Source organism: Nonomuraea sp. NPDC003560 (assembly GCF_042878785.1).
Taxonomy (GTDB): domain Bacteria; phylum Actinomycetota; class Actinomycetes; order Streptosporangiales; family Streptosporangiaceae; genus Nonomuraea.
This window is the reverse complement of the sequence record NZ_JBIAOF010000014.1, coordinates 199,832-219,958: the sequence shown is the minus strand read 5'-3', so window position 1 is coordinate 219,958 and position 20,127 is coordinate 199,832. Positions and strand designations below refer to the sequence as shown.

Annotated in this window: 23 protein-coding genes; 11 read left to right on the top strand and 12 right to left on the bottom strand. The window is 71.2% G+C overall.

Features of this window, described 5'->3' with window-relative positions; translation table 11 throughout:
* Positions 1–72: 72 nt before the first annotated feature.
* The 5 genes from ACFYUV_RS42570 to ACFYUV_RS42550 are packed head-to-tail and all read left to right on the top strand — an operon-like array spanning position 73 to position 5,801.
* Positions 73–1,893, top strand: coding sequence for an ABC transporter substrate-binding protein (locus ACFYUV_RS42570; RefSeq protein WP_387679677.1), 1,821 nt, complete (start codon positions 73–75; stop codon positions 1,891–1,893).
* On the top strand, positions 1,890–2,945 hold the full coding sequence (locus ACFYUV_RS42565) for an ABC transporter permease (RefSeq protein WP_387679674.1): 1,056 nt from the start codon (positions 1,890–1,892) through the stop codon (positions 2,943–2,945). The genes ACFYUV_RS42570 and ACFYUV_RS42565 overlap by 4 nt, the downstream gene beginning before the upstream one ends.
* Positions 2,942–3,823 carry an ABC transporter permease gene (locus ACFYUV_RS42560; protein ID WP_364326693.1) on the top strand — a complete coding sequence of 294 codons (882 nt, stop codon included), beginning with the start codon at positions 2,942–2,944 and terminating at the stop codon, positions 3,821–3,823. The genes ACFYUV_RS42565 and ACFYUV_RS42560 overlap by 4 nt, the downstream gene beginning before the upstream one ends.
* The gene (locus tag ACFYUV_RS42555) at positions 3,820–4,800 is read left to right on the top strand and encodes an ABC transporter ATP-binding protein (protein ID WP_387679670.1); all 981 of its coding nucleotides are present in this window, start codon (positions 3,820–3,822) and stop codon (positions 4,798–4,800) included. The genes ACFYUV_RS42560 and ACFYUV_RS42555 overlap by 4 nt, the downstream gene beginning before the upstream one ends.
* The gene (locus ACFYUV_RS42550; RefSeq protein ID WP_387679667.1) at positions 4,797–5,801 is read left to right on the top strand and encodes an ABC transporter ATP-binding protein; all 1,005 of its coding nucleotides are present in this window, start codon (positions 4,797–4,799) and stop codon (positions 5,799–5,801) included. The genes ACFYUV_RS42555 and ACFYUV_RS42550 overlap by 4 nt, the downstream gene beginning before the upstream one ends.
* Before the next feature lies 1 nt (position 5,802).
* Here the strand turns inward: ACFYUV_RS42550 and ACFYUV_RS42545 are convergent, their stop codons facing one another.
* Together ACFYUV_RS42545 and ACFYUV_RS42540 are read right to left on the bottom strand one after the other, a co-directional pair.
* Positions 5,803–6,627: an NAD(P)H-binding protein gene (locus ACFYUV_RS42545; RefSeq protein WP_387679664.1), complete on the bottom strand. Its 825-nt coding sequence runs from the start codon at positions 6,625–6,627 to the stop codon at positions 5,803–5,805.
* 60 nt (positions 6,628–6,687) lie between these two features.
* Positions 6,688–7,863, bottom strand: a complete 1,176-nt coding sequence (locus ACFYUV_RS42540; RefSeq protein ID WP_387679661.1) for an FAD-dependent monooxygenase — start codon at positions 7,861–7,863, stop codon at positions 6,688–6,690.
* Between the two features lie 73 nt (positions 7,864–7,936).
* Between ACFYUV_RS42540 and ACFYUV_RS42535 the strand changes: the two genes are divergently transcribed.
* Entirely contained in the window at positions 7,937–8,506 is a 570-nt protein-coding gene (locus ACFYUV_RS42535; RefSeq protein ID WP_387679659.1) for a TetR/AcrR family transcriptional regulator, read from the top strand.
* A gap of 13 nt (positions 8,507–8,519) precedes the next feature.
* Here the strand turns inward: ACFYUV_RS42535 and ACFYUV_RS42530 are convergent, their stop codons facing one another.
* From ACFYUV_RS42530 to ACFYUV_RS42510, 5 genes are all read right to left on the bottom strand, one after another.
* Positions 8,520–9,158, bottom strand: coding sequence for a maleylpyruvate isomerase N-terminal domain-containing protein (locus ACFYUV_RS42530; RefSeq protein ID WP_387679656.1), 639 nt, complete (start codon positions 9,156–9,158; stop codon positions 8,520–8,522).
* A gap of 100 nt (positions 9,159–9,258) precedes the next feature.
* Complete coding sequence (locus tag ACFYUV_RS42525; RefSeq protein WP_387679654.1) at positions 9,259–10,005, bottom strand: nucleotidyltransferase domain-containing protein; 747 nt, start codon at positions 10,003–10,005, stop codon at positions 9,259–9,261.
* A 54-nt stretch (positions 10,006–10,059) separates the two neighbouring features.
* Positions 10,060–10,998, bottom strand: a complete 939-nt coding sequence (locus tag ACFYUV_RS42520; RefSeq protein WP_387679652.1) for a ribose-phosphate diphosphokinase — start codon at positions 10,996–10,998, stop codon at positions 10,060–10,062.
* 18 nt (positions 10,999–11,016) lie between these two features.
* Complete coding sequence (locus ACFYUV_RS42515) at positions 11,017–11,475, bottom strand: GNAT family N-acetyltransferase (RefSeq protein ID WP_387679649.1); 459 nt, start codon at positions 11,473–11,475, stop codon at positions 11,017–11,019.
* Positions 11,472–12,098 carry an HAD family hydrolase gene (locus tag ACFYUV_RS42510; RefSeq protein WP_387679646.1) on the bottom strand — a complete coding sequence of 209 codons (627 nt, stop codon included), beginning with the start codon at positions 12,096–12,098 and terminating at the stop codon, positions 11,472–11,474. The genes ACFYUV_RS42515 and ACFYUV_RS42510 overlap by 4 nt, the downstream gene beginning before the upstream one ends.
* Before the next feature lie 160 nt (positions 12,099–12,258).
* Between ACFYUV_RS42510 and ACFYUV_RS42505 the strand changes: the two genes are divergently transcribed.
* Entirely contained in the window at positions 12,259–14,058 is a 1,800-nt protein-coding gene (locus tag ACFYUV_RS42505) for an alkyl sulfatase dimerization domain-containing protein (RefSeq protein WP_352355665.1), read from the top strand.
* A gap of 156 nt (positions 14,059–14,214) precedes the next feature.
* On the opposite strand, the gene ACFYUV_RS42500 is transcribed toward ACFYUV_RS42505, so the two are convergent.
* Both ACFYUV_RS42500 and ACFYUV_RS42495 read right to left on the bottom strand, forming a co-directional pair.
* Positions 14,215–14,442: a hypothetical protein gene (locus ACFYUV_RS42500; protein WP_352327393.1), complete on the bottom strand. Its 228-nt coding sequence runs from the start codon at positions 14,440–14,442 to the stop codon at positions 14,215–14,217.
* Positions 14,443–14,483: 41 nt separating this feature from the next.
* Complete coding sequence (locus ACFYUV_RS42495) at positions 14,484–15,371, bottom strand: maleylpyruvate isomerase N-terminal domain-containing protein (RefSeq protein ID WP_387679644.1); 888 nt, start codon at positions 15,369–15,371, stop codon at positions 14,484–14,486.
* Between the two features lie 166 nt (positions 15,372–15,537).
* Between ACFYUV_RS42495 and ACFYUV_RS42490 the strand changes: the two genes are divergently transcribed.
* Positions 15,538–16,296 (top strand): NAD(P)H-binding protein, encoded by a 759-nt coding sequence (locus ACFYUV_RS42490; RefSeq protein WP_387679642.1) that lies wholly within the window; start codon positions 15,538–15,540, stop codon positions 16,294–16,296.
* Positions 16,297–16,301: 5 nt separating this feature from the next.
* On the opposite strand, the gene ACFYUV_RS42485 is transcribed toward ACFYUV_RS42490, so the two are convergent.
* Positions 16,302–16,433: a hypothetical protein gene (locus ACFYUV_RS42485; protein ID WP_387679639.1), complete on the bottom strand. Its 132-nt coding sequence runs from the start codon at positions 16,431–16,433 to the stop codon at positions 16,302–16,304.
* Positions 16,434–16,606: 173 nt separating this feature from the next.
* Here ACFYUV_RS42485 and ACFYUV_RS42480 point away from each other — a divergent pair, with 173 nt between their 5' ends.
* Entirely contained in the window at positions 16,607–17,653 is a 1,047-nt protein-coding gene (locus ACFYUV_RS42480; protein ID WP_387679636.1) for a trypsin-like serine peptidase, read from the top strand.
* Between the two features lie 167 nt (positions 17,654–17,820).
* Positions 17,821–18,264: an HIT family protein gene (locus tag ACFYUV_RS42475; protein ID WP_387679633.1), complete on the top strand. Its 444-nt coding sequence runs from the start codon at positions 17,821–17,823 to the stop codon at positions 18,262–18,264.
* Positions 18,265–18,288: 24 nt separating this feature from the next.
* On the opposite strand, the gene ACFYUV_RS42470 is transcribed toward ACFYUV_RS42475, so the two are convergent.
* Complete coding sequence (locus tag ACFYUV_RS42470; RefSeq protein WP_387679630.1) at positions 18,289–19,095, bottom strand: inositol monophosphatase family protein; 807 nt, start codon at positions 19,093–19,095, stop codon at positions 18,289–18,291.
* A 10-nt stretch (positions 19,096–19,105) separates the two neighbouring features.
* The gene (locus ACFYUV_RS42465) at positions 19,106–19,441 is read right to left on the bottom strand and encodes a hypothetical protein (protein WP_358289570.1); all 336 of its coding nucleotides are present in this window, start codon (positions 19,439–19,441) and stop codon (positions 19,106–19,108) included.
* Positions 19,442–19,603: 162 nt separating this feature from the next.
* Between ACFYUV_RS42465 and ACFYUV_RS42460 the strand changes: the two genes are divergently transcribed.
* Entirely contained in the window at positions 19,604–20,125 is a 522-nt protein-coding gene (locus ACFYUV_RS42460) for an EF-hand domain-containing protein (RefSeq protein ID WP_387679623.1), read from the top strand.
* Positions 20,126–20,127: the final 2 nt, after the last annotated feature.

Genomic DNA, 20,127 nt, shown 5'->3' with positions numbered 1-20,127 from the left:
CTCGTTGACACGCGGTCTCCGTATGGTGTGCCTTCATCTACACAGGAATCCCCCGCCTGAAGGTGAGGCATCATGAGGAAATGGTTCGCACGCCTGGCTGTGCTGGGCGTCGCGCTGTTAGTGGCCGGCCAAGGCGCCACGGCGGCCCAAGCCCAGGAACCTGCGGCGGGGAAGAAGATCCTACGCGTCGGCGCCACCCAGGCGATGGACTCCATGAACCCGTTCCTGGCGGTCCGGCTGGTCTCCACCGCGATCCAGCGCACGATGTACGGCTTCCTCACCGTCCCTGACTCCAAGACGCTCCAGCCCAGCCCCGATCTCGCCGAGTCGTGGACGACGTCCGACGACGGGCTCACCTGGACGTTCAAGATCCGTAACACCAAGTGGTCCGACGGCCAGCCGGTCACGGCCGAGGACGCCGCCTGGACGTTCAACAAGATGATGACGGACGAGGCGGCCAAGACGGCCAACGGCCCCGCCGTGGAGAACTTCGAGAGTGTCACCGCCAACGGTCAGGACCTGGTCATCAAGACCAAGGCCCCGCAGGCGTCCATGCTGGAGAACCCGGTCCCGATCATGCCCAAGCATGTGTGGGAGAAGGTCACCGACATGGCCAACTACGACGCGGAGACGTACCCGACCGTGGGCAGCGGCCCGTTCATCGCGGTCGAGCAGAAGAAGGACCAGTACGTCAAGCTGCAGGCCAACCCCAACTACTGGCGGGGCAAGCCGAAGATCGACGAGCTCCAGTTCATCTTCTACGACAACCCGCAGGCCGCCATCGCCGGGCTCAAGAAGGGCGACATCGACCTGCTCGGCCGCATGACGCCGCCGGAGTTCCAGGCCATCGAGAACGACCCGAACATCGAGGCGTGGAACACCCAGGGCCGCCGGGCCGCGTACCTGCAGATCAACCACGGCGCCACGACCACCGACAACAAGCCCATCGGCGACGGCCACCCGGCGCTGAAGGACCCGAAGGTGCGCCAGGCGCTGCACTTCGCCATCGACAAGCAGAAGCTGGTCGACGAGGTCCAGAGCGGCCTGGCCAAGCCCGCCGACGGCTCGATCATCCCGCCCATGTACAAGGACTTCTTCTGGGAGGCCACGGGCGAGAAGAAGGTCACCTTCGACGTGGCCAAGGCGAACAAGATCCTCGACGACGCCGGCTACAAGAAGGGCGCCGACGGCGTCCGGACGATGCCCGACGGCAAGCGCAAGCTGGAGTTCCGCTTCAGCATCCACACCGACACGCCGATCGAGGACAAGCTCGCCGAGTACCTGACCGGCTTCTGGAAGGAGATCGGCATCACGCTGACCACCCAGAAGCTCGACTCCAGCAAGTTCACCGAGGAGACCGGCGTCACGGCGCTGTTCGACATCGCGATCAGCGGCTGGTCGGTCAACCCCGACCCCGAGGAGATCCTGGCCACCCACCTGTGCAGCCGCAGGCCGGCGCCGGGTGGCGAGGGCGGCGGCACCGAGTCGTTCTACTGCGACCCGACCTTCGAGAAGCTCTACCAGGAGCAGCTCAAGGAGCTCGACCGGCCCAAGCGCGCCGAGATCATCAAGCAGATGGAGGAGCGGCTCTACACCGACGCCCCGGTCATCGCGATCTACTACCCCAACGACCTTGAGGGTTACCGCAAGGACCGGATCACCAGCATCACCCCGATCCCCGAGGACAAGGGCCTGCTGTACGGCGGCAGCGGCTACTGGCCGTTCTACACGGCCGACGTCAAGGCGTCCGCGGCCGGCGGCTCCGGCGCGGGCGGCGACTCCGGCTCCAACACCGGTCTCATCGTCGGCGTGGTCGGCGGCGTGGTCGTCATCGGCCTCGTGGCCTTCTTCCTGACCAGGCGGCGCAAGAGCGTCGCGGACGAGCGCGAATGACCACACCGCTCGAAGCAGCAGAGCCCGCCGCCGTCCAGGCGGCGGGCCCTGGTGAGGACCGCCCCGCCCGCCGCGGCACGCTGAAGTACGCGTTGTCGAAGGTCGGCGGGGCGCTGTTCAGCATCGCCGCGGTGATCGTCGGGACGTTCTTCGTCTTCCGCCTGCTGCCCGGCGATCCGGTGCGGAACCTGGCGCAGGGCCGCAACATGACCCCGGCGCAGCTCGACATGGAACGTCACCGGCTCGGTCTCGACAAGCCGGTGCTCGACCAGTTCCTCGACTTCGTCGGCAAGACGCTCAGGCTCGACCTGGGCACGTCGTACGAGTACAAGCGGCCGGTGCTCGACCTCATCGGCGAGCGCATCGGCCCGACGCTGCTGCTGGCCGGGACCGGTCTGGTCATCGCGGTCAGCCTGGGCATCTGGCAGGGCACCAGGGCCGGATGGCGGCGGGGGAGCCGGTTCGACCGCTTCTCCACCGGTCTGTCGCTGGTGTTGTGGTCGGTGCCGACGTTCTGGCTCGGCCTGCTGCTGATGATGGTGCTGGGCGTGGGCATCGGCCCGATCCCCGGCATCCTGCCCTTCCGCGGCATCGAGAGCGTCGACGCGCCCGACGGGTTCGCCTACGTGCTCGACGTGGCCTCGCACATGGTGCTGCCGTGCCTGACCCTGGTGGCGGTGATCTACGCCCAGTACCTGCTGGTCATGCGGTCGTCGTTGCTGGAGGAGGTCAGCCAGGACTACGTCACCGTGGCCCGCGCCAAGGGCCTGCGCGACGACGAGGTACGCCGCCGCCACGCGGTGCCCAACGCCCTGCTGCCCACGGTGACGCTGGTCTTCATGCGCATCGGCTTCGTGGTCGGCGGCGCGGTCACCGTGGAGACGATCTACACCTGGCCGGGCCTCGGGCAGCTGTTCTACCGGGCGGTCCGGGTCCCCGACTTCACGCTCATGCAGGGCACGTTCATGCTCATCACCGTGGCCGTGATCCTCATGAACACGCTGGCCGACCTGCTCTACCACGTTCTCGACCCGAGGGTGAGGTCGGCATGACGAGTGTCGCTGCCACGCGCAGGCGGCAGGCGCTGACCAACTTCTGGACCGACTTCCGCAAGCACCGCGCCGGGGTGGCCGGGATGGTCGTCCTGCTGGTGGCCGTGGTGCTCGCGCTGGTCGCGCCGCTGTTCATCGACGAGGGCGTGACGAGCGTCATCGACGCGCCGGGCGAGAAGTTCCAAGCTCCCGGCCTGGACTTCCCCTTCGGCACCGACGAGTCGGGCCGGTCGATCCTGCTGATGATCTGGTGGGGCTCGCGCGCCTCGCTGCTCATCGGCTTCCTCGCCGCGCTGCTCAGCATCGTGATCGGCATGGTCATCGGCATCGCCGCCGGGCACTTCGGCGGCTGGCTCGGCGGCGCGCTGATGCGGGTCACCGACTGGTTCCTGGTGCTGCCCTCGCTGGTGACCGCGCTGGTGCTGGCGGCCATCCTCGGCGGCAGCACGTTCACCATCATCATGGCGATCGGCGTCACCACCTGGCCGTCCACGGCCCGGCTGATCCGGGCGCAGACCTTCGCCGTCGAGGCCCGGCCCTACATCGAACGCTCCAAGGCGCTCGGTGGCGGCCACTGGCACATCACCACCCGGCACGTGCTGCCCAACGTGGCGCCGCTGCTGCTGGCCAGCACGACGCTGGAGGTGGCCAGCGCGATCGTCACCGAGTCCACGCTCGCCTTCCTCGGCGCCAGCGCGAACAAGACGTCGTGGGGCACCATGCTGCGCGGCTCCTACGACTACGGCGCGGCCAACGAGGGCGCGTGGTGGTACATCATCCTCCCCGGTCTGGCCATCCTCGTGGTCGTCATGGCGTTCACCCTCGTCGGACGGGCGCTGGAGGCCGTGCTGAACCCAAGGCTCAGGAGGGCGGCATGAGTCTCCTCGAACTGGACGACCTGTCGGTGACCTACCGCATCGCGTCGGGCGAGGTGCCCGCGGTGCGCGGCGTGTCGCTGACCCTCGACCCCGGAGCGGCGCTCGGAGTCGCCGGCGAGTCGGGATCCGGCAAGTCGACGCTGGCCATGGCGCTGCTCAGGCTCCTGCCCAAGAGCACGCGCGTCGGCGGCCGGATCCTGCTCGACGGCGACGACGTCCTCACCATGAAGTGGGGACGCATGCGGGCCGTGCGCTGGGCCGAGGCCTCGATCGTGTTCCAGGGCGCGCAGCACGGACTCAACCCCGTGCGCCGGATCGGCGAGCAGATCGCCGAACCGCTGCTCGTGCACGGCCTGGCCAAGCCGGACGGCGCCCGCAAGCGCGTCGGCGAGCTGCTCGAACAGGTCGGCCTGCCCGCCTGGCGGGCCCGCAGCTACCCGCACGAGCTGTCCGGCGGTCAGCGGCAGCGCGTGATGATCGCGATGGCGCTGGCCTGCTCGCCCCGCCTGATCATCGCCGACGAGCCCACCACCGCGCTCGACGTGATGGTCCAGGCGCAGGTCCTGACGCTGATCAAGGAGCTGATCGCCGAGCACGGCATCTCCCTGATCATGATTTCCCACGACCTGTCGGTCCTGGCCGACGTCTGCGACCAGCTCGCGGTCATGTACGCCGGCCGGGTGGTCGAGCACGGCCCCTCCCGCGAGGTGTTCCACGACGCCCGCCACCCCTACAGCCGGGCGCTGGCGGCCGCGTTCCCCACCGTGGGCGACCCGGTCTCGCGGCTGGCCCCCAAGGGGCTCGGCGGCGACCCGCCGGACCCGATGCAGCTCCCGACCGGCTGCGCGTTCCACCCGCGCTGCCCGGTCGCGCTGGACGAATGCGCGGGCCTCGACGTCGAGCTGTGGCCCGCCGGTCCCCGCCACGCCGCGGCCTGCGTGCACGTACGCTCCAAGGAGGAGGTCGAGGCTTCATGACCGAGACGCAGACCGCGGCCGAGACCGTCTCGACGGGCAAGGGCGCGCTGCTGGAGGCCCGTGACCTGCACGTCGCGTTCTCCTCGCGGGGCCGCAGCGCCCGCGCCGTCGACGGCGTCAACCTGGCGATCGGCCAGGGCGAGATCGTGGCCCTGGTCGGCGAGTCGGGCTGCGGCAAGACCACGCTGGCCCGCACGCTGCTCGGCCTCGAACGCCCCACGTCCGGCGAGGTCCGCTACGACGGCAACGCGCTGAACTACGGCTCCAAGGCGCTCCGGTCCTACCGCCGCCAGGTCCAGCTCGTCCTGCAGGACCCGATGGGCTCGCTCAACCCCCGCCAGACCGTCTACGAGGCGGTCGCCGAGGGGCCGCGCATCCACGGCCTGCCCGACGAGGAGGAGATCGTGGCCTCGGCCCTGTCCAGGGCCGGGCTGCGACCGCCCGAGCGGTTCTTCCTGCGTTACCCGCACGAGCTGTCCGGCGGGCAGCGGCAGCGGGTCGTGATCGCCGGCGCGCTCGCCCTCGACCCGAAGGTGCTGATCGCCGACGAGCCCGTGGCCTCGCTGGACGCCTCCGTGCGCGGCGAGATCCTGGCGCTGATGCTCAAGCTCAAGACGGACCTCGGCCTGTCGGCCCTGGTCGTCACCCATGACCTCGGCCTGGCCTGGAACATCGCCGACCGGGTCGCGGTCATGTACCTGGGGCGGATCGTCGAGTCGGGGCCGGTGGAGCAGGTGCTGACGGCGCCGCGGCATCCGTACACGCAGGCGCTGATGTCGGTGTTGCCGGAGTCGCCCGAGCGGATCGTGCTGACCGGCGAGCCGCCGGACCCGACCAGGGTGCCGGGTGGCTGCCGGTTCCATCCCCGCTGCCACGTGCTGGCCTCCGGCCGCGCGGCGGAGGCGGGCGTGGACGCGGCCTGCCGGTCGCAGGCGCTGAGCATCCTGCCCGCGGTCCCCGACGCCCAGGCCGCCTGCCACTACGCGGCGGTCACCGGGTAGCTCACCCGCGGAACGCGTCGGCGTGCTCGCGCGCCCACTCGGCGAAGTCACGCGCGTCCCGGCCGGTGATCTCCCGGACGGTCGGGACGACCGTGTAGCCGACCTCCGGCGTGTTGCCCAGCGCGCCGACCAGGAACTCGATGGTCTGCTCGCCCATGCCGTCGGCGCGCCACTTGGCCCGCGCCTCGTCCACGGTGAGCTCGACGAAGCCGACGTCCCTGCCGACGGCCTCGGCCAGGACGGCGACCTTCTCCCGCAGGGTGATCGCGCGGGGGCCGGTCAGCACGTACGTCCGGCCGCCGTGGCCGCCCTCGGTCAGGACCTTCGCGGCCACCGCGGCGATGTCGCGCTCGTGCACCAGGGCGCTCAGCCGGTCGCCGAACGGCTCCTTGATGACGCCTTCCGTCCTGATCGTGTGCGCCCACCACTGGAGCGTGTTGGCCATGAACTCGACCGGGTGGAGCAGCGTCCACTCCAGGTCGGTGGCGGCGAGCGCCTGCTCCAGCTCGCCGTCCTCGCGGCCGCCGAGCACGGTGACCCGGCGCACGCCCGCCCTGACGGCCAGCTCGGCGAGCCCGGCGCCGTCGGGCAGCGGGGCGTAGTCGTCGCCGGCGAAGTTGATGAAGTGCACTGCGGTGACGCCCTCGAAGGCGGCGGCCAGGGAGGCCGGCTCGGCGAGATCGCCGCCGACGACCTCGACGCCCTCGGGAAGGGCGGCCTTGGCGGGGTTCCTGGTCAGCGCGCGGACCTGCCGGCCGGCCTGGAGGAGCTCCTCGACGACGAGGCGGCCGACGGTCCCGGTGGCACCGGTGACGAGGATGGTCATGTGAACCCCACTTCTTTCGGAACGGAACGTTCTGCTCTTACTATAGCAGAACGGAACGCTTCATTCCGAGTAGTTCTTGAGCCGGATCGCCACGGCCGCCCGGTGGATCGCCCCGGCGATCCGCTCGACGACCTTCTCCTTGCCCGGCAGGTACGGCAGCAGCCTGAGCATCCTGAGCTGGAACCACAGCGCCAGCCGTGAGCCCATCACCATGCCCCTGACGTTCACCGGGCCCAGCTCCTGGTTGACCCGGACGAACTCCCGCATCTCCCGCTCGTAGCCCGCCGCGCCGCCGCCCCCGGCCAGCTCGCCCGCCAGCACGTACGCCCCCACGATCGCCAGGCTCGTGCCCTGCCCGGAGGCCGGCGAGGCGCAGTAGGCGGCGTCCCCGAGCAGCACGACCCGGCCCTTCGACCAGCTGTCCATGTGCACCTGGCTGACCGAGTCGAAGTAGAAGTCGTCGGCGTCGCGCACCGCGCCGAGCAGCGCAGGCACCTCCCACTCGACCCCCGCCATGGCCTCGGCCAGCAGGTCCTTCTGGCGGCCGGTGTCGCGATGGTCGTAGGACAGCGGCTGGGAGGCCCACATGAACAGCGCCTTGGCGGCGTCGTCCTGGCGGGTGCTGTAGACGTTGGCGGTGCGGCCGGGGGCGGCGTGCACGGCCTCCTCGCGGTCCAGGCCCAGGGTGTTGGGGACGGTGGAGATCGAGACGTAGTAGCCCAGGTCGCGGACGAACTGAGCGTCCTGTCCGAACACGATCCTGCGGATGTTGGAGCGCATGCCGTCCGCGCCGACGATCAGGTCGAACCGGCGGGGCGCGGCGTGCTCGAAGGTGACCAGGCCGTCGTCGGAGACGGCGGTGACGGAGTCGCCGAAGAGGTATTCGGCGTCGTCGCGGGTGAGGTCGTACAGGAGCTCGTTGAGGTCGCCGCGCATGATCTCGACGTCGTCGCCCGCGCGTCCGCCGAACAGGTCGGCGTCCATGGTGGCCACCCGGCGGCCCTTGCGGTCGTAGTGGGTGGCGACGCGCATGCCGGTGCTGCGGGCGGTGACCGCGTCCAGCAGGCCCATGCGCCCGATCACGTCGAGGGCGGCGCCGCGGATGTCGACCTTGTAGCCGCCGGTGCGGACGGCAGGAGCGCGCTCGACGACGGTGACGGTGCAGCCGTGGCGGCGCAGCCAGTAGGCCAGCGAGGTGCCGGCGATGCTCGCGCCGGAGATCAGGACGTTCTTCATGCCGAGAACAGTACATCTGTCTCAGACGCTTGTCTAGGACGATGTTTTCAGACGTTCGTGTTAACGTCTGGGCATGGGAAACAGGGAAGACCTGCTGGCCGGGGCGAAGCGTTGCCTGATCGAGAAGGGCTACTCGCGTACCACCGCGCGCGACATCGCGACCGCGTCGGGCGTGAGCCTCGCGGGCATCGGCTACCACTTCAAGTCCAAGGACGCGCTGATGAACGAGGCGCTGTTCGAGGTGATGCAGGAATGGGGCGACGACCTGGCGCGCACGCTCGTCGCCGACACCGAGGAGGGCGCCTCACCGCTGGAGCGGTTCGAGGCGGCGTGGGACCGGGTGGTGGAGTCGTTCGACCGGCTGCGGCCGCTCTGGATCACCCAGCTTGAGCTGCTCGGGCAGATCGATCACGTGCCGGAGCTGCGCGAACAGCTCGTCCCGGCGATCAAGGGCGCGCGGCTCGGGCTCGCCGAGCTGTTCCAGGGCGTGCGGGCGGAGACGGACCCCGAACGGGCCCGGCTGGTGGGCTCGTTGTACCAGGCCATGCTGACGGGGTTCCTGGCGCAGTGGCTGCTCGACCCGGACAGCGCGTTGTCCGGGCGCGAGGTGGCCGAGGCGCTGCGCCTGGTGGGCGGGTCGTGAAACGGGCCGGGGGCTAGAAGGCGCTTATCGTGGCGGGGGCGCGTTCGGCCCTGCTGAGGGTGCGGATGACGGCGGTCGCGCCGTGCCGGTGCACCGCCAGGCGGGCCAGCAGCTCCACGACCGGCTCGTTGATCGACGGCGGCAGCTCCGGCGTCTCGACGCCCACGCTGGCGGCCAGGTCGTCGGAGTGCACGACCAGCTCCATCACCCTGGTGAGCAGGAAGTCGTCGAGCCGCAGCGACCAGCCGGCCCACGGCAGCCGCACGACCCGGTCCGCCGGCTCGGCGGGCAGCTCGGCCAGCAGCCGGTCCAGCAGCGCCTGCGTGCGCTCGACGAGCGCGGCGTGCCCGTCCGCGGCGGCCGCCTGGCCGCCCACCCGGACGCTGACGTTGCTCTCGTGGTCGAGGCCGGCCTGCACCCACGGCGACCTCGTGTAGTGCTCGATGAGCGGGATCGGCGCCCCGGGCTGCTCGCCGGAGTCGAGCACGTCGACGACCCGGACGATCTGGTGGGCCAGGTGCCCGGCCAGGCCCGCGACGCTGAACTCGGTCAGCGCGCTGGGCTTGTCCCACGCCGCCCGCACGGCCGGGTCACGCAGCAGCGACATCGCCGACGCCGCGGCCACCAGATAGGACTGCCTGATCTCCCCCATATGCCGCCCTTTCCCCGGTTCAGGTGGTAACTCGGGGCCAAGACTATCCCTCGGCGATCCGCGGAGGGCCGCCGTCCTGCCCACTGAGACGGGGGCGGGCTCAGGTCTCGCCGGGGCCCTCGGCCAGCACCTTCCCGATGGCCGACCGGACGAAGGCGCGGGTCATCCTGCCCCTTCTGAAGCGGCTCAGCACCGGGCGCGGCGTGCCGTACCGGCGGGCGCGCACGTCGGCCAGGACGGCCTCCGGCGCGCCCATCCCGGCCAGCACGTCCAGGGCCTCCCGCTTGGTGATCAACCGGCCCTCCCGCAGCGTGACCGAGGCTCTGGCGACGGTCAGCACGCCGAGGTCCACCCAGACGTCCCGCAGCCAGCGCCGCCGCCCTCGGGTCTTGTCCAGCCAGAACTCGCGCAGGTCCGTACGGACGAAGTCGGCCAGCACGGCGTCGGAGACGGCCGGCAGCAGCTCGGCGGGCGGCGGCCCGTGCAGCACGAGCGGGGCCGTGTGCAGCTCGCGGCGGGTCACCGCCGTCACCGGACGGCGGAAGATCTCCTCGTGGGCCCACGTCACGTGCTCGACCCGCAGGTCCGCCAGCTCCTCCAGCGGCAGGTAGGAGCAGTGGAGGAGGTCGGCGAGCGGCAGGTCGAGCCCGCGGTGCAGCCCCTTGATCCGGCGCCACTGCTCCATCGTGACCGGCGTCTCGACCACCGCGATCAGGTCGAGGTCGCTGCGCCCCGGCTGGTAGTCGCCGGCGCCCAGCGAGCCGTGCGCCCACAGTGACACCAGGGGCACGATCTCGCCCACGCCGTCTCGGAACCGCCGGAGCAGGACGTCTGTGGCCGCATGCATGATGTCCACTATGATCCATTCCCGGCCGTCCCGGAAGATCACCGGGGCGGGCCGTCAGGACGTGCTGAACAGAGCGCTCACCGACTCGCCGTCGTGGATCCGGCGCATGGCCTCGGCCAGTGCCGGCGCGATCGACAACACGGTCAGCTTGTCACTCGGCTTGGGCGGCGGCACGGTGTTCGTGCAGACGATCTCCATGACCTCGGGGAACGCGCTCAGCCGCTCGATCGCCCCGCCCGCGAACAGCCCGTGCGTGCACGCCACCCGGACGGAGTTGACGCCCTGCTCGCGCAGCCGGCCCAGCAGCTCGATGACCGTGCTGCCCTTGGCGATCTCGTCGTCCAGGATGATCACGTCCTTGCCGGCGACCTCGCCGATGACCGAGCTGATCACCACGCGGTCGTCGGCGAAGCGTTGCTTGGCGCCCATCGCGACGCCCGTGCCGAGCAGCCGGGCGAAGTGCGCGGCCTCCTTGGCGTTGCCCAGGTCGGGGGAGACGACGACGGCGTTCGACAGGTCGTGGCGGCGGAAGTGCGCGGCCAGCTCGCGCAGCGCGTGCAGGTGGTCGACCGGCACGCTGAAGAAGCCGTGCACCTGCGGCGAGTGCAGCGTCATGGCCAGCACCCGGTTCGCGCCCGCGGCCACCATCAGGTCGGCGACCAGGCGCGCGCCGATGGAGATGCGTGGCGCGTCCTTCTTGTCCGATCTGGCGTAGGCGTAATGCGGCAGCACCACGGTCGTCCTGGCCGCGGACGCGCCGCGCGCCGCGTCGATCATGAGCAGCAGCTCGACCAGGTTCTCCTGCGTCGGCGGCACCAGGGGCTGGATGAGGAACACGTCGCGCTCGCGGCAGTTGGCCTGGAGCTGCACCTCAAGCGCGTCGTTGGCGAAGCGGGCGACCTTGACGGGGTGGAGCGGGGTCCCGAGGTGGGAGCAGATCTCCTCGGCCAGCTCGGGGTGGGCGCTGCCACTGAAAACCGTGATGTCTCGCACGATTCCCAAAGGATAGCCTCACGGGCTCACGTAGTGGTGGAGCAGGGCGGGTTCGCCCGCGGCGTTGAGCCATCGAGCGCGGGTGCTGCCGACGCGGCGCCAGCCCAGCCGCTCGTAGAGCGCGACGGCCGCCCGGCCCTCGTCGGAGACCTCCAGGACGACGGGCGTTCCTGCGGCCTTCCGCACGGTGTCCAGCAGCACGGGAGCCAGCCCGCGGCCCCGGGCGGCGGGCACCACGAAGAGCCGGGTGACCTGCGGGCCCTCGTCGGTGCCGGCCAGGCCCACGTGGCCGAGCACCTGGCCCTCCTCGACCGCCACCCAGGCGCGCAGGAGGTCGCCCGGAGTCAGCCAGCCCTGCGGGTCGGCCGGCCAGTCGACGGGGTAGCGGTCGGCGGCGTGCACCAGGGCCAGGGCGTCGGCGCAGGCGTTCAGGTCGGCCGGCGTCCGCAGGCGGACGCCCATGCCGCCGGTCGTCACGTCAGCGCCTCGACCGTGAGCGCGTCGAGGTCGGGCAGGACCTGCCAGGCGAGGGCGAGGGCGTCGTCGTCGGGCGGGTAGCCGGGATGCGGCACGGCGATCACCCGCATGCCGGCCGCGTGCGCCGAACGCAGCCCGTTGCTGGAGTCCTCGACCGCCACGCAGTCCTTCGGGTAGATCTCCAGCCGCCGGGCCGCCTCCAGGTAGCCGTCGGGGGCGGGCTTGCCGCGCGCGACCTCCTCCGTGGAGACCGTGGTGACGAAGTACTCGCGCAGCTCGGCCGCGTCCAGCACCACGTCGATCAGCCGCCGCGGCGACGAGCTGGCCAGGCCGAGGGTGAAGTGCCCGGCCAGCCGGCGCACGGCCTCGCGGGCGCCCGGCAGCAGCGGCACGCCGTCCTGGTAGCGCTCGGCCATCTGGTCGACCACGCCCGCGGCGATCTCGTCGGGCGTCAGGCGCACCCCCAGCTCGTGCAGGTAGGCCGCCCACTCGCCGGTGCTCATGCCCATCAGCCTGGACTGCGTGTCGGGCTGCCAGGTGCCGCCGTGGTCGGCGACGAAGGCGCGCCGCACCTGCTCCCAGACGGGTTCGGAGTCGACGAGCACGCCGTCGAGGTCGAACACGCACGCTTCCATGACCACCCCCGATGAGATCAGCCTGGAACCACCCAATCACACCGTCCGAGTCGCTACGCCGCCGCTCCCTGTCCTTATTGCCCGAGTTTCATGCTATTGGGGCTGGTTGTTGAGCTACGAGCGTCCATTCAGGGGCATGCGAGCAGACATGGCAGACCTTCCATTTCATGACACGGGCGACTTCGAGGACGCCGATCGCGGCTTCATCGCGAAGCTGACCCCCGCCGTGGTCAAGTCGAGAAGCGGCGAGGTCGTCTGGGACAACGACTCCTACGCCTTCCTCAACGCCGAATGCCCCGAAACCGCTCATCCCAGCCTGTGGCGGCAGAGCCAGCTCTGCGCCAAACAGGGCCTGTACGAGGTCGCCGACGGCATCTACCAGGTACGCGGCCTGGACCTGTCGAACATGACCCTGGTCGAGGGCGACGTCGGCGTCATCGTCATCGACCCGCTGGTCTCCACCGAGTGCGCCGCCGCCGCGCTCGCGCTCTACCGCCGCCACCGCGGCGACCGGCCGGTCACCGGCGTCGTCTACACCCACAGCCACGTCGACCACTTCGGCGGCGTGCGCGGCGTCACCGACGGCAACGTGCCGATCCTGGCCCCCGCCGGCTTCATGGACCACGCGGTCTCCGAGAACGTCTACGCCGGCCCCGCCATGAACCGCCGCGCCGGCTACATGTTCGGCCTCGCCCTGCCGCACGCCCCGGACGGCCAGATCGGCTGCGGACTCGGCATGACGTCCTCGACCGGCACCACGTCCCTCATCCCGCCCACCGTGGACGTCAGCCGCACCGGCCAGGAGGAGATCGTGGACGGGGTGCGGATCGTCTTCCAGCTCACCCCCGGCACCGAGGCCCCCGCCGAGATGAACTTCCTCTTCCCCGACCGCGACGCCCTGTGCCTGGCCGAGAACGCCACCCACAACCTGCACAACATCCTCACGCTGCGCGGCGCCCAGGTGCGCGACGCCCGCGTCTGGGCCCGCTACCTGTCGGAGACCCTCACGCTGCTCGCCGACCGGGCCGAGGTCGCCTTCGCCTCCCACCACTGGCCGACCTGGGGAAAGAGCAACATCGTCCGGTTCCTCCAGGAACAGCGAGACCTGTACGCCTACCTGCACGACCAGACCCTGCGCCTGCTCAACAAGGGACTGACCGGCGCCGAGATCGCCGAGCAGATGCGGGTGCCGCCCGCGCTGGAACAGGTCTGGCACACCCACGGCTACTACGGCTCGGTCAGCCACAACGTCAAGGCCGTCTACCAGCGCTACCTCGGCTGGTACGACGGCAACCCCGCCCACCTGTGGGAGCACCCGCCCAGGGAGAGCGCGATCCGGTACGTCGAGTGCATGGGCGGCGGCGCGGCCGTCGTGGCCTTCGCCCGCCGCTACATCGAGGAGAACGACCTGCGCTTCGCCGTCCAGCTGCTGAACCACGCCGTCTTCGCCGACGAGGGCAACAAGGCGGCCAGGGACCTGCTGGCCGAGGTCTACACCCGGCTCGGCCAGGGCGCCGAGAACGGGACGTGGCGCAACTCGTACCTGACGGGGGCCATGGAGCTGACCGACGGCATCGCCCCCACCCGCGTCACCACCACCTCGCCCGACCTGCTCGCGGCCCTGACCGTGGAGCAGATCTTCGACTCCCTCGCCATCCGCGTGGACGGCCCCAAGGCCTGGCACGAGAGCCTGTCGATCGACTGGCACCTGACGGACCTGGGGGAGCTGTACCGCACCACGCTGTCCAACGGCGTGCTCGTCCAGCGGCTGAACCCGCCGGAGGAGCCCGTGGACCTCACGCTCCGCCTCACCCGGGCCCAGCTGCTCGGCCTGCTGGCAGGCAAGGGCGTGGAGGGGGTGGAGCGGGAGGGCGACATCACGGCGCTGCAGCGGCTGGTCGCCGTGCTCGACTCACCGGCCCGCGACTTCGCCATCGTCACCCCCTGAGCCGCCGACTCCACTCCGCGGCTCGACTCCGCGCGCCATCGACCCACGAGCGTCTGTCCCCGTGAGTCACTGAACCCCGGCGTCCTCAGCCGGGCACGCCGCGCGTCGGTCCCGCCCATGCGGCCCTCGGGGCACACGGGCGTCGCGGACCGGCTCTCAGAGTTTGTACAGCTTGTTGAACGGCGTCGTGATCCGTTCCTGCCGGGATCCGAAGTCGACCAGTACGGCGACGTCGTCCTCCACACCGATGACGACACCGAGGCCGAATCGGTCGTGGCTCACCCGGTCGTGCATGTCGAACTGCTCCGCGGGTGGCGCCGGAGGCGGCGGTTTGAAGGGACTTGTGGGCAGGTGACGACGAGAATCGCCGCTGGCTCGCTTCATCTCCTCCAGTATGCGCCCACCGGGTGAATACTTTGTGGCGTTCACACCTGTATGGACTCGGCGCGTGAGCGCGGGACCGTCGTCGTGGGCAGCCGTACGAACCGCAGGAAGGCCGGCAGCAGCCACGGACGCCGCCCCCAGACCGCCACCTTGCCCGTGAGCGCGGCTCGTGTCCTGGACATCCGGCCGAACAGCAGCAGGTTCAGCGCCGCCGGGTCGAACCGCACGTGCGCGTCCACCTGCGGCCCCATCTCGGCCACCGACACCCGCCCGTTCTCGAGCGCCAGCGCCGCCGGGGCGGTGTGCGCGGAGTGGAACCCGACGGTGATCCGGCGGGGAGGGGCGGGCGTCCCGGTGTCCATCAGATGTCCGTAGTCGTTCCTGATCATCCCGATGAGGAACAGGTCGAAGAACAGCCCGGCGTCCCGCGCGGGCACCGACCAGGGGGTACGGGTGGCGCGGGCGATGTCCCAGCCGTGCAGCAGCAGCTCGTTCAGCAGGTGGGCCAGCACGCCCGCGACGGGCACTCGCGCGTCGCCCAGCCACGGGACCGGTGTCGCCGGATCGGCCTCCGCGCCGGCGCGCAGGATCTCCCGGACGTCGCCGCGCAGCCGCTCGGCCAGGACGACCGGGTCCCGCTCGGGGAAGTGCTCGAAGGCCAGCTCGTTCAGGGCGCTCACCGTGTCGACGTTGGTGCCGAGTATCGGCTCGGCCAGCGCAGGGAAGGGCGTGGTCACGTCGCCGCGCACCACGCAGGTGTAGAGCGAGGCGATCGCGGTGACGTGGGCCGCGGTCTCGGCGACGGTCCACTCCCTGGTCGCCATGGCGTGGGGATCGACGATGGAGACCAGCTTCGCGAACCGGTCGGTGGCCGCCTTGAGCGAGCCGCGCACCGACGCCCATTTGCCGTACGTGATGAGCTCGTCCATGTTCTCTCCAGAGGTCCACGATCACGCTAACCCGGGTGACCTGGGCGGTCTTCTCCGGAAATGCTCCTCTGGGGCCGTCGTGGGCCCGTCCCGGGCGAAAAGCGGTGGCGTCGCAGGACACGGTGGCAGTTCACTTTGAGCACCCATTCCGATCAGAGGGAGCTCCATGATCGTTGTCTCGGCGGCGTCGGGCGCGCTCGGCCGTCTCGTCATCGACCGGCTGCGCACCCGGGCGGACGTCGTCGCCGCCGTGCGCGATCCCGCCCGCGCGCCCGAGGGCGTCCCGGTGCGGTGGTGCGACTACGACGATCCGGCGAGCCTGCGCACGGCGTTCGAGGGCGCCGCCCGCCTGCTCCTGATCTCCTCGCCGGAGCTCGACCCCGGCCGCCGGATCGGCCACCACCTGGCCGCCCTCGCCGCCGCCGCGGACGTGGGCGTCGGCGCCGTCGTCTACACCAGCTTCCTGGACGCCGACACCGTCGCCACCGGCATGACCGAGGCCCACCACGCCACCGAGCAGGCCCTCCTGCGCAGCGGCCTGCCGTGCACGATCCTGCGCCACCCGTTCTACAGCGACGCGTTCGTCCCCCGGGTCTCGGGCGGTGAGTTGACCGGGAGCGGCGGAGGGCGCGGCCTGAACACCGCGTTCCGGTCCGACCTGGCCGAGGCGGCGGCCAACGTGCTGACCGGCGAAGGCCACGAGGGCCGCGCCTACGACTTCACCGGGCCGCTGTGGACCCACCCGGAGGTGGCGCGGGCGCTGGGCGTGCCCTACCGCGAGGTCCCCGACGCCGCCCCCGGCCCGATGGCCTGGCTGAACGCCCGGATCCGCGCCGGCGCCCTGGAGAGACAGACCCCCGACCTGGAGAACATCCTCGGCCACCCCGCCCGCACGATGCTCTCCCACCTCCACGCCACCCTCTGACCGCCCTACCTGCGACTGCGCGACATCACCACGGCGATCCAGACGATGGTGGGCAGCAGAATCAGGAACACGACGACTCCGACACCGATGGCCATGCTCGCGTCGGAGAAGTGCTGAGACGGCAGATCATCCTCCATCCGGCGATGCTATCGATCGCCGCCGGCCCGCCAAGCGTTCGTGCGCGGGGCCCGTGTTGACAGCCGGCTGTTAAAAGTGTTGATCATCTTGAGTTCGGCGGGTAGCGTCAGCCCTCGGCGGCGATCGTATGTTCGAAAAGCCGTCACCCCCCGAGCAGAGTGGAGAGGGCCAGATGAAGACAACGCTGGGCGTGTTGGCCACCGGCCTCCTGGTTTCCGGCCTCATGGCCGTGCCCGCCGCCGGATCGGTCGCCACGGCGAGCTACCCGCTGGCGGTCACGCAGACGTCCGCTGTGGAGGTGGCCGCGTTCTGGCTGGGCAACGGCGGCGCCAATCTGGCGAACGCCACTCCCTACGCCGTCCAGACCGACATCGACAAGGTCATCCTCAGCGGTTCGGCCGTTGCCGACGGCAAGCCCGGCACCGTCCCGCCCGTGCTCCCGCCCGACGGCGCCGGAAGCGCCGGCAAGGGGCCCGTCAGCTCGGGCAAGGTGTTCTTCGTCGGCGCCGACGGCCTGCCGCACTGGTGCACCGGCACCGCCATGCAGTCGCAGTACCGCAACCTCGTGGCCACCGCCGGCCACTGCGCCTACGAACAGCAGTACGGCGGGGGTCTCGGCAAATGGGTCTTCGTCCCCGGATACTCCGCCGGCGCCGCTCCGTCCGGCCTCTACGTCGGAAAGCAGCTCTTCACCCACTACGACTTCCCCGCGTACGGCGACTACGACCGCGACTACGCCTTCGTCACCGTCTACAACGGCGTCACCTCCTCTCCCACGGGCGAGCTGACCGACACCGGCAGGCTGGTCGACCAGGTCGGCGGACAGGGCCTGGCCTGGAACCAGCCGCTCGACTCCTCGGTGGACGTCTTCGGCTTCCCGGCCGGGGTCCACCCGGACGGCTCCCACCCGCAGACGGGCGACACCCTGGAAACCTTCGCGGGACGCACGTCCGCCGCCCAGGCGCCCAGCCTGAAGGCCGAGGAGCTCGCCGCCGTCGATTCCCCGTTCCCCGGGCAGGGCTCCCTCGGCTCGTCCTGGCTGCTGCGCTACGACAAGACCGGGCGCGTGGGCCACCTCAACGCGATCACCATCAGCGTCGCCGACACCGACGCCGACCTGCGCTACGACAAGAGCTTCTCGCCGTACTTCGACGGCGAACTGCGCGGGGTCTACTCCGACGCGGTCACCCAGTGGAGCGGCTCCATCGTCCTGCCGTAGGAAGCGCCGGCCCCGCAGGCGGACCCGCGGGGCCAGGCGGCCGTCACGGCGCGCAGGTGGAGTGCCCGCCGGTGAGTTGTGGCGGCTTGTGTGTAGGGTCGGGGGCCGTGAGTGGTGACTGGCGGGGGGCCAGGGTCGGCAGTGCGTTGGCGGGCCGGAATCCCACGGTGCTCAGGCGGCTGGACGCCGGCTTCGCCGTGATCGGTGACACGCAGTTCCTGCCGGGATACTCGGTTCTCCTGACGGACGAGCCCGGCGTGGAGCGGCTGTCCGACCTGCCCCGGGCCAGGCGGATGGCCTTCCTGTCGGACATGGAGCTGCTCGGCGAGGCGGTCGAGCGGGCCTGCGGCGCGCTGGACCCGGCGTTCCGGCGGGTGAACCTGGAGATCCTCGGCAACACCGACCCGTTCCTGCACGCTCACGTCTGGCCGCGGTACGAGTGGGAACCGGACCACCTGGTCGGCCGACCGGTGTGGCTGTATCCGCCCGACAGCTGGACCGACCGGCGATTCGCCCTCGGCCCGCGGCACGACCCGGTGCGTGCGGGGATCGACCGGCGACTCGGCGTCCTGTACGCGGCCCACGGGGCTCGGGGCAGCGCCGGCGGCTGAAGCGGGGCCCGCGGCCGGCCGGACCTATTCCGAAGGGTGCGGAAGGGCGGCGGTGAGGAGCTTCAGGAGCTCGGGGGCGAGGGCGGGGCTCGTCGCGATGGTCGCCCGGGAGGCCATGTCGTGGGGGCTGCCGTCGAGGTCGACCACCAGGGCTCCGGCTTCGCGGGCGATGACGACGCCCGCCGCGGTGTCCCACGGGTTGTTGCTGAGCATGACGCTCGCGTCGACCTTGCCGTCGGCCACCCACACGAGGTCGATCGCCGCTGAGCCGAGCATCCTGACGCGCTGGACTCGCGCGGCCAGTTCCTGGGTCAGGGCGAAGCGGGGACGGTTGCGTTCCGCCGCGTCCGCGCCCACCGCGTAGTCGCCCAGGGCGACGACGGCGTCCTGGAGCTCCGCGGCGCCGCTGACCTGGACGGGCGAGCCGTTGGCCGTCGCGCCGGCGCCTCGGGCGGCCGAGTAGCGGACGCCGAGGAACGGCAGGCCGACGACGCCGAGCAGCGGCACGTCCCCGTCGACCAGGCCCAGGGAGACCCCGCACAGCGGGATGCCGTGCAGGAAGTTGGCCGTGCCGTCCACGGGGTCGAGCACCCAGGTCAGGCCCTGGCCCGGCCGGCTCGCGCCCTCCTCCTCGCCGAGGAAGCCCAGCTCGGGCGTCTCCTTCGAGAGGAACTCGCGTACGGCGTGCTCGACGGCGTAATCGACCTCGGTGGCCATGTCGCGGTCGCCCTTGGCGGTGACGACGCCGGGCGCCCGGGTCGTGATGATCTCGCCGGCGATCGACGCGGCCCGCTCGGCGACGGGCAGCAACGTCCGGACGTCGATGGTCATGCGGGCCGTCCTAGGGCAGTTCGGGACGCGTCAGGGCCGTGGCGAACGGCTCTCCGGTGGCCCGTGCGTGCGCCATCCGCGCGCGGGCCGCGCCGAGCGTGCGCGGCCGGTAGCCGGGCCCGCCGCAACAACTCTTGTGGAAGCCGACGCCCGCGTGCAGCAGCAGCGAGAGCACCCGCCAGGCCGCGGTGTCGCGCCGCCGGGGAGCCGCGAAGGCGGAGCCCACGTGGATCAGCGGCTCGCCGCACCGCGGGCACGACCGGCCCCGGTCGCCGGGCAGCGGGTAGGGCTGCTTGTACGAGGCCCGGCACGGCAGGCAGACGAACGACGTCTTCGCATGACCCATGCGCCCAGGGTAGCCACGGGTCCAGCCGGACGACGGGCGGCCCCGCTGCGCGGACTTCACCTGACCTCCCACACTACGTAACGGATTAGTCACTCAAACGACTATGGTCACGAAAAGTGATCACTCGACAGCATTGAGTCTCCCCGAGGAGTGGAGGCAGATGTGGCCAGTGAGTTCCAGCGCAAGAAGGTCGGCGGAGTCTTCCGGGCGATGGACGTCGACGGCGACGGCCGGCTGACCCAGGCCGACTTCCAGGCGCTCGCCCACCGCTGGTCGGCCCTAGCGGGTCCGGCCGGCCCGGAGCGGCTGACCTCCGTCATGACCGGCTGGTGGCCGGTGCTCAGGGCCGCCTCGGGCGGCGACGCCGGCGTCTCCCTCGACCAGGTGCTCAGCGTGGTCGACGTGCTCGGCGACATGACCGACGCGGTCACCGGCACCGCCGACGCGATGTTCGAGGCCATCGACCTCAACGGCGACGGCCTCATCTCCCGTGCGGAGTACGGCGCGCTGATCGAGACGTGGAACGGCGCCCCCTCGGCGACCGACGACATCTTCCCCCGCCTCGACCTGGACGGCGACGGCCACCTCTCACGCGAGGAGTTCCGCCTCCACTGGACCGAGTTCTGGGCCGGCGACGACCCGGACGCCCCCGGCTCGTACGTGTTCGGCGCGCCGCCCGAATGACC